We start from the raw sequence: 12,935 nt of genomic DNA, 5'->3' as shown, positions 1-12,935 counted from the left end.
GGCAGCAGTGTGGGAGCCGCTTCAGCGGCGATAGCGGCAGCGGAACCTACTCGACGCCGACGAAACCGCCGGTCTGGTGCGCCCACAACCGCGCATACAAGCCGCCGCGCGCGATCAATTCCGCATGCGTGCCGGTCTCCACGATCGCGCCGTGCTCCATCACCACCAGCCGGTCCATCTTCGCGATGGTCGAGAGGCGGTGCGCGATGGCGATCACCGTCTTGCCTCGCATCAAGGTCTCCAGGCTTTCCTGGATGGCCGCCTCGGCTTCGGAATCCAATGCCGAGGTAGCTTCGTCGAGCACGAGGATCGGCGCGTCCTTCAGCAACACCCGCGCGATCGCGATCCGCTGACGCTGGCCGCCGGACAACTTGACGCCCCGCTCGCCCGCATGGGCGTCGTAGCCGGTGCGTCCTTCGCCGTCGGAGAGACCGGGAATGAACTCGTCGGCACGCGCCTGGCGTACCGCCTCGGCCATCTCGGCGTCGCTGGCGTCCGGCCGTCCATACAGCAGGTTGTCGCGGATCGACCGGTGCAACAGCGAGGTGTCCTGCGTGACCACGCCGATGCTGGAACGCAGCGACTCCTGCGTGACCCTGGCGATGTCCTGGCCATCGATGAAGATGTGGCCATCCTCGAGGTCGTACAGGCGCAGCAATACGTTGACCAGGGTGGACTTGCCCGCCCCGGAGGGACCGACCAGGCCGATCTTCTCGCCGGGGCGGACGATCAGGTCCAGGCCACCGATGATGCCGCCGGCCTTGCCGTAGTGGAAATGGATGTTGTCGAAACGGACCTCGCCCTTCGTCACGCGAAGAGGAAGCGCGTCGTCGCGGTCCACTACGGTGCGCTCCTGGGCCAGGGTGGTGATGCCATCCTGCACCGTGCCCACGTTGTCGAAGATGCCGTTGACGACCCACATGATCCAGCCGGACATGTTGTTGATGCGGATCACCAGGCCCACGGCGAGTGCCACCTGCCCGGTGGAGACGGTACCTCGCGACCAGAGCCACAGCGCCAGCACGCTCGTACCCGCGATCAACAACCCATTGAGCGAGGTGATGGAGACATCCATCGAGGTGATCATGCGACTGGAGGAACGCACCTTGTCGGTCTGCTCCTGCATCGCTTCCTTCGCATACGCTTCTTCACGATGCGTGTGCGCGAAGAGCTTCAGCGTCATCACGTTGCTGTAGCCGTCGACGATGCGACCCATCAGCTTGGAGCGTGCCTCGGAGGCCTTCCACGAGCGCTCCTTCACCCTGGGCACGAAGAACACCAGCATGCCGACATATCCCACGATCCACAGTACCAGCGGCAGGGCCAGCCAGACGTCGGCCTTGGCGAACAGATAGATCGAGGTGCCCGCATAGACGCTCACGTACCACAGGGCGTCGACCACCTGCACCGCGGACTCGCGTAGCGCCGGCGCCGTCTGCATGATGCGGTTGGCGATACGGCCGGCGAAATCGTTCTGGAAGAACGACAGGCTTTGCTTGAGCACGTAGCGATGGTGCTGCCAGCGGACCATGTTGGTCATGCCGGGGCTGAGCGTCTGGTTGACCAGGAGGTCGTGCAGGCCGATCGACAACGGCCGCAAGATCACCACGACGAACCCCATCCAGGCCAGCGTGCGCCAATGCGTCTGGAAGAACACCGCCGCGGGCGTCTTCTGCGCCATGTCGACCACGCGGCCGAGGAAGTCGAACAGCGCCACCTCGATCAAGGCCACGGCCAACCCCACGACCAGGGCGGCGGCGAACACCTTCCACACCTGACGCAGGTAATAGGCGTAGAAGCGCACGACACCCTTGGGCGGGGCGCGGTCGGGCGCCTCGCGGAAGATGTCGATGAGGGATTCGAACCAGCGGAAGATCATCCGCCAATTGTAGTCCGACTCGACGCGCACGGCATGTGCAGGGAACGGATCGCCCGGGTCAGCCTGCCGCGTTACTAGCGTTGGCGCCCACCGCCGCTGAAACGGTTCCTGCACAGGGCGCGGTCGAGTACGACGAAGGTCGCTCCCAGAACGAGGAATACCATGCCGACCAGCAAGGCGTTCGCCAGCGCCATCCCGTAACCGAGGCGTTCCACGTCCAGGAAGGGATACGGATATTCGCGCACGATCGCGCCACGGGCGAAGGTCCACAAGGCGAACAACAGTGGGAACCACAGCCAGTGCAGGGCGTCGCGCCACGCCAGCGCGCCATGTGGAAGCAACGCGACCCACCATACGAGGTACAGTGCCGGCACCACGTAGTGCAACGCCCGGTCAGCGATGAGTTGCGGGCCCAGCGGCTCCCATGTCGACTGCAGTACGGTCGCATAGACCAGGCAGGTGACCGTGATCGACACCGCCGCGAGCCCGCGAACGCGCGGGCCGCGCCAGAACCTCACGGGTCCCCAGTTGCCCCCCATCGCCGCCGAGGCGGCCACCAGCCCCACCAGCACGTTGGATAGGATGGTGAAGAAGCTGAAGAAGCGCAGTAGCGCCAGCCCTTCGAAGCCGGACCACATCGTCAGCCAGTACTGCAAGACGAGCGCCGGCCACGCCACCGCCGCGACCACGATGGCGAACAGGTTGGAGACCGCGGTGACACGTGGAGACACTGGCCCCTCCGTCAACGTGGCCAGGTGTCGTTCGAACGGTCGCGATCGGGAATCGCGTGATCCGGATCGATCTGGGCGCGCACTACCTTGCGCCCACCCGGCACGCTCACGTCGAAACTCGTGTGCTGCTGCCACGTCTCCACGGGCACGCGGATATCGCGAGTCGTCTTGTCGTCGAAGGTGACGCGAAGCGTCGCCGGCATGACGAGCTGGTCGCGGTTTTCCACGGTGACGCTCGACCCCTCGACCTTCGTGACGGCCATGTCCAGCTGCCAGTTGTTTTCGAACCAGCCGCGCCAGAACCAGCCCAGGTCCTCCCCCGTCTCGCTCTCCATCAGGCGGAAGAAATCCGAAGGCGAGGGATGCTTGTACGCCCAGGTGGCGATGTACTTGCGGAAAGCCGGATCGAAGCGCTCCGGACCGACGATCTGCTCGCGCAACAGGACAAGACCGAGCGCCGCCTTGAAGTAAGTCGCCGGGTGGCGGTACTTCTCCTTGACCATGTCGGCGCCCATCAACAGCGGCGGCGCATCCGCGTCGGCCAGAAGGGGCAGGATCTCGTCGACGGGATTGCCGCCCTTCGGCGCGTACTCGCCGTCGCGCTTGGGAGCGAATTCCCCATGGTTGAAGGCGTCGGCTTCATACACGTCGATAAACGTGTTGAACCCTTCGTCCATCCACGCGTTACGGCGCTCGTCGCTGCCGACGATCATCGGGAACCAGGTATGGCCGATCTCGTGCGCGGTGACCATGTGCAGCGCCTTGGCCGGCGCCTTCATCGGGTCGAAGACGATGCCCGGGTACTCCATGCCGCTTGCCGCCGAACCGCCTTCGTTGATCGCCACCGGATAGGGATACGGGTACCACTTGCTGGAGAAATGCTCCACGGACGCCTTCAGGTATTCGGTGGAACGCCCCCAACTCGCGTCACCGACGCTTTCCACCGGGTAGACCGACATGGCCAGCGCCTTCTTGCCTTCCGGCAGGTTGATCCGCGCCGCATCCCAGACATAGGCCGTCGACGCGCCGAAGGCCACGTCGCGGGTGTTCTTCATGCGGAACTTCCAGGTGAGCGTGCCGCCCTTCTTCGGCCGGCTGGCAGGGTCGGTCACTTCGGCGGGTGTCCGGATCATCACCGTCGTGTCGCTTTCGCGCGCCTTGGCCAGGCGCTCGCGCTGGGCGGCGGTGAGCACGTCCTCGGCGTTCACCAGCTCGCCCGATCCGGCGACGATCATGTCCGAAGGCACGGTGATGGCGTAGTTGAAATCACCATACTCCAGATAGAACTCGCTGTTGAGGTATGGCGCCGTGTCCCAGCCGCGCAGGTCGTCGTAGACGCACATGCGTGGATACCACTGTGCCATCTCGTAGATGTTGCCGTTCTTCGACGGAGCGAAGCCCGTGCGGCCACCGAAGTCGCCGGGCAGGTCGTAGGAATATGCGATCGTCAGCGAGACCTTGCCGCCATGTGCCGCCACGGCCACCGGCAGCCTCACCTGCATCCGCGTATCGCTGACGACATGGTTCACGGCAACCTCCCGCCCACCCTGCTCCACCGTCACCGAGGCGATGCGATAGCCGTCGGTATGGCGCTTCTCCGTCTTGCCCGAGGTGAAATTGCCACGGGCATCGGCCGTGAAGCGGTTTTCGTCCAGTTGCAGCCACAGCACGTCCAGCGTGTCCGGGCTGTTGTTCGTGTAATGGATGATCGCCTTGCCCGTCATGGTGTTCTTGACCGGGTCGAGGGTGGCGGCGAGGTCGTAGTCCGCGCGGTTCTGCCAGAACAGGGGACCAGGCAGGCCGCTGCCCGAACGGTACGCATTGACGGGCTGCGGATAGGTGAACGGGGCGAAGGTCTCGCGCGGATCGAAGGTGGCGGCCGTGGCGCCTAGCGCCCCCGCGAGGGTGATGGCGGCGAGTGACAGGCGGGCAACGTTTTTCATCGGGGACACCCAGGGGACGACCCCTGAGCCTAACCGGCAAACGAAGCCCGCCTCTACCCTGCCGAAAGTCAGGCCGGCGAAGATCGATCTTGCAGTTCTCGTCCACATCCGGCGAAACCGGTCGACTTACGTGGCGTCAAAACGCACTATTGGCGGAGCCACTCTTGGCTGGACCCCACGCGGAACATGCCAGCGGGCCTGGAAACGCACACCAGGCCCCGCCGCCGCCCGCTTACATCCCTAGGTATACCTTGCATCCCGCGTGGACATCCGCATATTCCCCACGTTCCATACATCGAGGACCCCACGCATGAAAATCGGTTTGATCGGACTGGGCCGCATGGGCGGCAATATCGCCCGCCGCCTGATGAGGGACGGTCACCAGACCGTGGTGTACGACAACAATCCCGACGCCCGCGCGGCGCTCGCGAAGGACGGCGGTGAAGCCGTCGAGTCACTGGAAGCCCTTGTGAAAGCGCTGCCCTCGCCCCGCGTGGTGTGGGTCATGCTGCCCGCGGGCGAGATCACCGAGACCACGATCGCCAAGATCAGCGAGTTGATGGGCAAGGACGACATCGTCATCGACGGTGGCAATACGTTCTACAAGGACGACGCCCGCCGTGCGGAGACCCTGGCCGCGAAGGGCCAGCATTATGTCGACGTCGGTACCTCCGGCGGCGTGTGGGGCCTCGAACGCGGCTACTGCATGATGATCGGCGGCGACAAGCAGACCGTCGACTACCTCGACCCCATCTTCAAGACCCTCGCCCCGGGCGCCGGCGACATCCCGCGTACCGAAGGCCGCGAAGGCCGCGACCCGCGCGTCGAGAACGGCTACATGCATGCCGGCCCGGCGGGTGCGGGGCATTTCGTCAAGATGATCCACAACGGCATCGAGTACGGCATGATGCAGTCGTTCGCGGAAGGCTTCGACATCCTGAAGAACCGCAACGCCGGCTACCTGCCCGAGCGCGAGCGCTACGAACTCGACATGGCCGACATCGCCGAAGTCTGGCGCCGCGGCAGCGTGGTGTCCTCCTGGCTGCTCGACCTCACCGCCAGCGCCCTGGCCAAGGGTCCGGAGCTGGACAACTACTCCGGCTACGTCGACGACTCCGGTGAAGGCCGCTGGACGATCAACGCCGCCATCGAGGAGGCTGTCCCCGCCGAGGTACTCACCTCCGCGCTGTTCGCCCGCTTCCGCTCGCGCCAGGACCACACCTATGCCGAACGCCTGCTTTCGGCGATGCGCATGGGCTTCGGTGGGCACATCGAAGGCCGCGGCAAGCCGCCGAAGGAAGGCGAACACTCCTGAGTGAGTGATCGTGTGAGTGAATGATCCAGGTGGGAGCCGACCCTGTCGGCGGTGGATGCTTGCCTCAAGCTGGCCCGCTGCCGCGGGATCGCCGACAAGGTCGGCTCCCACCAGGTCGACTCATCCTTGCGACCGATCCCGTCCTTGCGACCGGTCAGGATTCGCCGTCCAGTTCGCGCAAGCGCTCACGCCAGCTTTCCGGTGTCTGCGGCTTGATGAACAGCGCCACGATCGGCAGCTTGGCCTCTTTCGTACGGGCCTCGATCGTACGTACGCATTGCTCGATTTCCACTGTGGTGAGGCGGTCGTCGAAGGCCGCCGATAGCGCCACCAGCACATGGTCCGGCCCCACCTGCACGGTGAGCACGCCGTTGACCGCTTCCACGCCCTCCACCTTTCCGGCGATGCCACAGACATCGGCGAGCAGGTGCGGATGAGCAGGCTCGCCGATGAGCAGGGCCTTGCTCTCTCGCGCCAGCATCACCGAAGCAAGGGCCAGTACCACCGCGATGCCGATGGAGGCCCAGCCGTCGATGCGCGGATCGCCCAAGGCATGCGACAGGTACACGCCTACCGCCGCGATGGCGAGGCCGACCAGCGCGGCGCTGTCCTCGAACAACACGGAGAAGGTCGTGGGGTCCTTCGTGCCGCGGAACGCTTCGAAGTAGCCGAGCTTGCCCTTCTTGCGCTGCACGCTCTTGAGCGACAGCCACCAGGAGGTGCCCTCGAAGAGCACGCCAACGGCGAGCACGACGTAGTTCAGCGTGGGGTCGCGCAGCGGGTCCGGAGAAAGGATGTGGTTGACGCCCTCGTACAGCGAAAAGCCCGCGCCAAGCGCCAGTACCAACAAAGCGACGATGAAGCTCCAGAAATACAGCTCCCTCCCGAACCCCAACGGATGCTGCCGGTCGGGCCGCCGCTGCGAACGGCGCAGTCCATGCAACAACAAGACCTCGTTGATGCTGTCGACCAGCGAATGCACGCCTTCGGAGAGCATGGCGGAACTGCCGCTGACCGCCGCCGCGATGAACTTGGCAATGGCGATGCCGACATTGGCCGCGAGCGCGGCATAGACGACAAGTCGTGAACTGTGGGCCATGGAGCGGATTCCTCGCCACCTTCGGAACGCACGTGGAAGGTAGCAGTCCTTCCCACCAAACAAAAAGGCCGCGCCTCGCGGCGCGGCCTTTTTGTTCGTGGGACCAACCTTTTGGCAAGAGCCGATCTTTTGGTGGGAGCCGACCCTGTCGGCGATGCGTGCTCGCCTCAACCTGGCCCGCTACCGCGGGACCGCCGACAAAGTCGACTCCCACCCGTCATGGCCAAGGTCGGCTCCCATCGGTCAGCTGAAGAGGTGCTGCACGCCGGCGCGCTCTTCGCGCAGTTCCTTGTCGGTCGCGTCGATGCGCGCCTGCGAGAACTCGTTGATCTTAAGGCCCTGGACGATGGCGTACTTGCCGTCCTTGACCGTCACCGGATAACCGAAGATCACGCCCGGCTCGATGCCGTAGGAGCCGTCGGACGGGATGCCCATGGAGACCCAGTCACCCTCGGCCGTGCCGAGCGTCCAGTCGCGCATGTGGTCGATCGCCGCGGAGGCGGCCGACGCGGCCGACGACGCGCCACGAGCCTTGATGATCGCCGCGCCACGCTGCTGCACGGTCGGGATGAAGGTATCGGCGTACCAGGCCTGGTCCACCTGTTCGAGCGCCGCCTTGCCCTTCACGGTGGTCTCGTGGAGGTCCGGGTACTGCGTGGAGCTGTGGTTGCCCCAGATGGTGACCTTCTTGATGTCGGTCGTGTGCGCACCGGTCTTCTCGGCCAGCTGCGACAGCGCACGGTTGTGGTCGAGGCGGACCATGGCCGTGAAGCACTTCGGATCGAGATCCGGGGCGTTCTGCTGGGCGATCAGCGCGTTGGTGTTGGCCGGATTGCCGACGACCAGCACGCGCACGTCGCGCTTGGCGTGGTCGTTCAGGGCCTTGCCCTGCGGGCCGAAAATGGCGCCGTTGGCTTCCAGCAGATCCTTGCGCTCCATGCCCGGGCCGCGCGGACGCGCGCCGACGAGCAGCGCATAGTCGACATCCTTGAAGGCGACGTTCACGTCGTCGGTGGCGACCACGCCGGCCAGCGTCGGGAACGCACAGTCGTTGAGTTCCATCACCACGCCCTGCAGGGCCGGCAAGGCCGGGGTGATCTCGAGCAGGTGCAGGATCACCGGCTGGTCCGGACCCAGCATGTCGCCGGCGGCGATACGGAACAGCAGGGCATAACCGATCTGGCCGGCTGCGCCGGTGACGGCAACGCGAACGGGTGCTTTCATCTTTCGACTCCTCGGGGATATCGTGGGACTGACGATCAGTTCAGTTCGGCGAAGAATTCGACGATACGGGCCATGCCCTTGTCGAGTGCCTCGTCGGGACAGGAATAGGAAATGCGCAGCGCACGCGGCTCGCCGAACGCGGAGCCGGGCACGCAGGCCACGCCCTTGGCTTCCAGCAGCACGGCGCAGAAGTCCACGTCGGACTCGATGGCCACGCCATTGTGCTTCTTGCCAAAGGCCACGGAGATGTCCGGGAACGCGTAGAACGCGCCCTGCGGACGCGGACAGACCACGCCAGGAATGGAAACCAGTGCGTTGTACACGCGATCGCGCTTGGCCGCGAACTCCACGCACTTCGCCGCCGGCACGTCCTGTGGACCGGAAAGCGCGGCGACGGCCGCGGCACCGACCACTTCCGGCAGGCTGGTGATGTGATTCGAGTTGAGCGTCGTGACGGCGAGCGCCACGGCTTCGGGTGCGGCGATGAAGCCTACCCGCCAGCCAGGCATGCCGTAGGTCTTCGACAGCGAGTCGACGAAGATCACGCGGTCCTTCAGTTCCGGACGCACATGCACGAAGTTGTGGTAACCGACGCCGTCGAACACCATCGTGTTGTAGATGTCGTCGGTGATGATCCAGGTATCCGGGTACTTCGCGATCACGTCGGCCAGAGCGACGATTTCTTCGCGCGTATAGACCATGCCCGTGGGATTGGACGGATTGTTGAACAGGAATACACGCGGCTTGCGGGCCAGCGCGGCGTCGAGCTGGGCCGGCGTGAGCTTGTAGTGCTGCTCCGGCGGGCACGGCAGGATGTTGATCTTCGCGCCGACGATCTCGGCGATGTCGAGGTAGCTGGTCCAGTACGGCGCCGGGAAGGCGATCTCGTCGCCTTCGTCGAGCAGGGCTTCGGCGAGGTTGTAGAGCACCTGCTTCGCACCCACGCCGGTCGTCACGTTGGCGCGGGTGTAACCGGTGAGACCCAGGGCTTCGATGTGCGCCAGGAAGGCGTCGATGAGCGCGTCGGCGCCGCGATTGCTGCCGTACTGGCCCGAATCCTTCGCCAGCGCCTCGCGGGCGGCGGCGTATACGTGCTCGCCGGGAAGGAAATTGGGCACACCGATCGAGAAGCTGACGATGTCACGCCCCTCGGCTTTCAGGCGCTTGGCCTTTTCGGCAATGACCATGATCGCACTGGGCTTGGCGCGACCCATACGCTTGGCGAGCTGCGGCATCGTTTCCTCGGCGGGGGGATGGGCAAAGGCAGGCATTTTAACACGGGGTGCGGAGGTCTGGCCGCGCCGCCGCGCGGATCGCCGACAAGGTCGGCTCCCACCGGGCCTGGCCGGTCTGGCCGCGCAAACGCGCCAATCGCCGCTGAAGCGGCTCCCACACAAGACTTGCCGCACCCGTGGACGAAGTCGTGCTGTCTGTGGGAGCCGCTTCAGCGGTGATCCCCGGACACGAAAACGCCGCCCGAAGGCGGCGTTCTCCACCGGTGCACCCTCGCCCGCCTCAGCGCGCGTCGAGCACCTCGTTCCATTCCTTCACCTTGGCCGCCTGCTTCTCGAGCAGCGCGTCCACGTCACCCTCGACCGTTACTTTCTCGATGGTGTCGTCGCCGACGATCTTGTTGACCACGGCCTGGTCTTCCGGACCCACGACCTCGCCGAACACGCTGTGCTTGCCATCGAGCCACGGGGTCGCACCGTGCGTGATGAAGAACTGCGAGCCATTCGTGCCCGGGCCGGCATTGGCCATGGACAGGATGCCGGGCTTGTCGTGCTTGAGGCTGGCGTCGAACTCGTCGCCGAAGCGGTAACCCGGACCGCCACGGCCCGAACCCTCCGGGCAGCCGCCCTGGATCATGAAATCGGGGATCACGCGATGAAACGACAGACCGTCGTAATAGCCGCGCTTGGCGAGGTTGACGAAGTTGGCCACCGTCACCGGGGTCTTCTCGTCGTGCAGGCGCAGGTGAATGTCGCCCTTGTTCGTCTTCATGGTGACGTTGATGGTCATCGCGATTCCTGTAACTCGTTGAAAGTCGGCCCGGTCGCTTCGCGCGGCCGGGCCAGGGGGCTGCAAAGGCTACCGAAGATGGCGCCCGATTCCCAAGAGTTCAAGCAAGAAGGCGTGACGAAGACCTCAATGCAAGGGCAAGCCCAGGTTTTCCGCGGTCAACGCACCGGGGCCGCGGGGCCGCGCCTCGCGCACGGCCGCGTCCTCGGGCAGCGGCCTGCCCTCGGCCAGGTGGGCCCAGGCACGGTCCAGCGCGGCGTATCCGAACGGCAGCAATGGAACATGACGATCGCCGAAATCCGGGAACGCCAGGAAGGCGTCGAAATGCTGCGCATACGGCACCTTCCAGAACACCGGCAGACGCCCCGACGCACGCAGCCACGCCACGTAAGGCTCGGAACTGAACGCCACCGGGATCAAGCCGTCCTGCGCGCCATGGACGACGAGGATCGGCAGGCCCGCACGTGGAAGCCGCGCCAGGGTGGCCTCGACGCCCTGGCGCAAGCCACGCGCGTCCGCCCCCTGCCCTATCCACAGTTCGCGCAGGCACAGGTTGCCGGGCAAGGTCGGATCGAGCGAGAGGTCGGTGCCCCCCGCGAGCAGCACCCCTGCGCCAGGAGGCACGCCGGAGCCATCGGCCCACCACGCGGCGCGGACGATCGCGCTGGCCGGGTCCGCCAGGCCGACGCCCGGGTACTGCGCGTGGTACGAGAAACCGCAGGGCATGCGGCCCACCGGTCGCCTGAGGTATGCCGATGCGTAGGCGGCGGTCACGGCGCGCCAGAGATCGAGCGAGGTCGACGAGGCACCCACCGCCAGCGCATCGTCCTGCCATCCGGACGCGCGCAGCATGGCCAGGGCCTCGGACGCCTGCGCACCCGGCGTCACCGCGGTGAGCTTGCCATGGGCCTTCAATGACGCGCAGCGCAGGGCCCAGGCTGGCGGCGCGGCCGTGGCCACCCGGGCGAAGGGCACGCCATCGAACGCCGGCGCGGCGAGGGCGCACGGAAGCAGCAGCGCCGCCTCCGTGGCGTAGTCGTAGAAGGCCCGGCCATGGCCGGGCACATGGATGTTCGGCTCCAGCGCGACGACGGCCGCGAGCATGCCGTCCTCGTCGTCGCCCGCCGCACGCAACACCGCGCCGCCACCGTTGGACAGGCCCGTCGCGATGATGCGCGTGTTCCCCGCGGTGAACGGCGCCGCATCGGGAAAAGCGCGATCGAGCATGGCCAGGCCGAACCGCGCGGCCTGCAACACATGGCGGCCCCAATCGGCTTCAGGATTGTCGCCCGAATGCGCATGCTTCACCGCGATGCCGGCGTGCGGCGCCGTTCCCGCAGGCTCGAATTCCAGCGGCGCCTCGCCGGCCTTCGCCCGCGTGCCATCCAGCGCGACGCCGGTGCCGTCCGCCGTGTCGAAATAGCCAGCGCCCGTGCCCTTGTCGGTGTATGCCACGGCGCAGCCTCGCGGCAGACCCCAGCCGCCGGCCAGGGCGATGGCGCCGTAGATGCCACGCGATCCCGACGACGCGGTGACGACGAGACAACGTTTCGTGCGATCGAAATCGTCCGGCACCTGGACCAGCACGCGATGTGGAACACGCACGCCCGGCAAGGTCGCGAACGCGGTGAATTCGCGGCCGGGCACGCTCGGCATCCGTCCATAGAGCGTACCGAAGCCACCGAGCGGACCGAGATCCGCGATGCCCTTCCAACTGCCCTGGATGGCGCGTCGGCGAAGTTCCGCCGGCGTCGGCGCGGCGGGCCGGGCGAATGCCGCCGGGGTGCCGGCGAGGCCGCGCAAGCCGAGTCCCCCGCTCAACAGGTCGTCGCCGTCGCGATGCGTGGTGACGCGTACTTCGCCGAAGCGGTCGGGTGTGGACATGGCCTCTTTCCTCGTGGCGGGCGCCGTCGCGCAGGAGAGGGCACCGAACGAAGCGGCGGCGATGACGGCCAGGGAGAAGATGCGTGACATCGGCGCACGATAGCAAGCGGCTCGCCACCCGCCATCGTACGAAAGGGCAACACGCACTCGACGGAGCCGCGTTACACCGCTACCGTCGACAGCGATGAACCGTATCCTCGTCGCCGACGACCATCCCCTCTTCCGCGCCGCGCTCCGGCAAGCGGCCGCCGCGGCCGTGCCCGATGCCGACGTGTCCGACGCGGCGGACCTGGCGAGTCTGCTCGCCGCGTTGTCCGACGCGCCCGACACCGACCTCGTGCTGCTGGACCTGCGCATGCCGGGAAGCCGAGGCCTCTCCGGCCTCGCCGCGTTACGCGGACAATACCCGGGCGTGGCCGTGCTGGTGGTGTCGGCCCACGACGAGCCGTCCGTGGTGCGCCGTGTCCTTGCGCACGGCGCCGCCGGTTTCATTCCCAAGAGTGCCGATCCCGCAACCATCGCCGAAGCGGTGCGCAACGTGCTGGACCACGGCCACTGGTTGCCCGCCGAGCTGGCGCGCGCGGTCGCCGCGCTCCCCGCGGATGCCCACGACACCGCCCTCGCCACCCGCCTGTCACGGCTCACGGAACAACAATTCCGCGTGCTTTCCATGCTCGCCGAAGGCCTGCTCAACAAACAGATCGCGGACCGGCTCAGCGTGCAGGAACGCACCGTGAAAGCGCACGTCACGGCGATCTTCGAGAAACTGGAGGTACGCAATCGTACGCAGGCGGGCGTATTGCTGCGTTCGCTGGACCTCGGCGGGATGGAACCCTGA

10 protein-coding genes are annotated in these 12,935 nt (G+C 66.3%); 2 read left to right on the top strand and 8 right to left on the bottom strand.

The annotated features are described in order from the left end of the window. Nucleotides 1–46 precede the first annotated feature (46 nt). The 3 genes from J2T07_RS13500 to J2T07_RS13490 form a co-directional block, all read right to left on the bottom strand. Nucleotides 47–1,879, bottom strand: coding sequence for an ABC transporter ATP-binding protein (locus J2T07_RS13500; RefSeq protein ID WP_306850697.1), 1,833 nt, complete (start codon nt 1,877–1,879; stop codon nt 47–49). Nucleotides 1,880–1,953: 74 nt separating this feature from the next. After that, nucleotides 1,954–2,610, bottom strand: coding sequence for a Pr6Pr family membrane protein (locus J2T07_RS13495; protein WP_306850601.1), 657 nt, complete (start codon nt 2,608–2,610; stop codon nt 1,954–1,956). 11 nt (nt 2,611–2,621) lie between these two features. Then, complete coding sequence (locus J2T07_RS13490) at nt 2,622–4,553, bottom strand: M1 family metallopeptidase (protein WP_306850600.1); 1,932 nt, start codon at nt 4,551–4,553, stop codon at nt 2,622–2,624. A 274-nt stretch (nt 4,554–4,827) separates the two neighbouring features. Between J2T07_RS13490 and gnd the strand changes: the two genes are divergently transcribed. Beyond that, entirely contained in the window at nt 4,828–5,868 is a 1,041-nt protein-coding gene (gene gnd, locus J2T07_RS13485; protein WP_306850696.1) for a phosphogluconate dehydrogenase (NAD(+)-dependent, decarboxylating), read from the top strand. A gap of 154 nt (nt 5,869–6,022) precedes the next feature. Here the strand turns inward: gnd and J2T07_RS13480 are convergent, their stop codons facing one another. The 5 genes from J2T07_RS13480 to J2T07_RS13460 form a co-directional block, all read right to left on the bottom strand. Next, entirely contained in the window at nt 6,023–6,967 is a 945-nt protein-coding gene (locus tag J2T07_RS13480; protein WP_306850599.1) for a cation diffusion facilitator family transporter, read from the bottom strand. Nucleotides 6,968–7,210: 243 nt separating this feature from the next. Continuing rightward, nucleotides 7,211–8,191: a malate dehydrogenase gene (locus J2T07_RS13475; RefSeq protein WP_306850598.1), complete on the bottom strand. Its 981-nt coding sequence runs from the start codon at nt 8,189–8,191 to the stop codon at nt 7,211–7,213. A 35-nt stretch (nt 8,192–8,226) separates the two neighbouring features. Next, nucleotides 8,227–9,426, bottom strand: a complete 1,200-nt coding sequence (locus J2T07_RS13470; protein ID WP_306850597.1) for an aminotransferase class I/II-fold pyridoxal phosphate-dependent enzyme — start codon at nt 9,424–9,426, stop codon at nt 8,227–8,229. Nucleotides 9,427–9,706: 280 nt separating this feature from the next. After that, nucleotides 9,707–10,213 (bottom strand): peptidylprolyl isomerase, encoded by a 507-nt coding sequence (locus J2T07_RS13465; RefSeq protein WP_306850596.1) that lies wholly within the window; start codon nt 10,211–10,213, stop codon nt 9,707–9,709. Nucleotides 10,214–10,339: 126 nt separating this feature from the next. Beyond that, nucleotides 10,340–12,097: a 3-hydroxybutyrate oligomer hydrolase family protein gene (locus tag J2T07_RS13460; RefSeq protein WP_306850595.1), complete on the bottom strand. Its 1,758-nt coding sequence runs from the start codon at nt 12,095–12,097 to the stop codon at nt 10,340–10,342. A 184-nt stretch (nt 12,098–12,281) separates the two neighbouring features. Here J2T07_RS13460 and J2T07_RS13455 point away from each other — a divergent pair, with 184 nt between their 5' ends. After that, the gene (locus tag J2T07_RS13455) at nt 12,282–12,935 is read left to right on the top strand and encodes a response regulator transcription factor (protein WP_306850594.1); all 654 of its coding nucleotides are present in this window, start codon (nt 12,282–12,284) and stop codon (nt 12,933–12,935) included.

This window comes from Luteibacter jiangsuensis (assembly GCF_030812295.1).
Lineage (GTDB): Bacteria > Pseudomonadota > Gammaproteobacteria > Xanthomonadales > Rhodanobacteraceae > Luteibacter > Luteibacter jiangsuensis_A.
This window is presented reverse-complemented; position numbering and strand designations above follow the sequence as displayed.

Bases quoted from the DNA above. Each gene is read 5' to 3' on its own strand.
- J2T07_RS13490 (WP_306850600.1), bottom strand. From the start codon at position 4,553: ATGAAAAACGTTGCCCGCCTGTCACTCGCCGCCATCACCCTCGCGGGG.
- J2T07_RS13475 (WP_306850598.1), bottom strand. From the start codon at position 8,191: ATGAAAGCACCCGTTCGCGTTGCCGTCACCGGCGCAGCCGGCCAGATC.
- J2T07_RS13470 (WP_306850597.1), bottom strand. From the start codon at position 9,426: ATGCCGCAGCTCGCCAAGCGTATGGGTCGCGCCAAGCCCAGTGCGATC.
- J2T07_RS13480 (WP_306850599.1), bottom strand. From the start codon at position 6,967: ATGGCCCACAGTTCACGACTTGTCGTCTATGCCGCGCTCGCGGCCAAT.
- J2T07_RS13455 (WP_306850594.1), top strand. From the start codon at position 12,282: ATGAACCGTATCCTCGTCGCCGACGACCATCCCCTCTTCCGCGCCGCG.
- J2T07_RS13465 (WP_306850596.1), bottom strand. From the start codon at position 10,213: ATGACCATCAACGTCACCATGAAGACGAACAAGGGCGACATTCACCTG.
- J2T07_RS13460 (WP_306850595.1), bottom strand. From the start codon at position 12,097: ATGTCCACACCCGACCGCTTCGGCGAAGTACGCGTCACCACGCATCGC.
- J2T07_RS13500 (WP_306850697.1), bottom strand. From the start codon at position 1,879: ATGATCTTCCGCTGGTTCGAATCCCTCATCGACATCTTCCGCGAGGCG.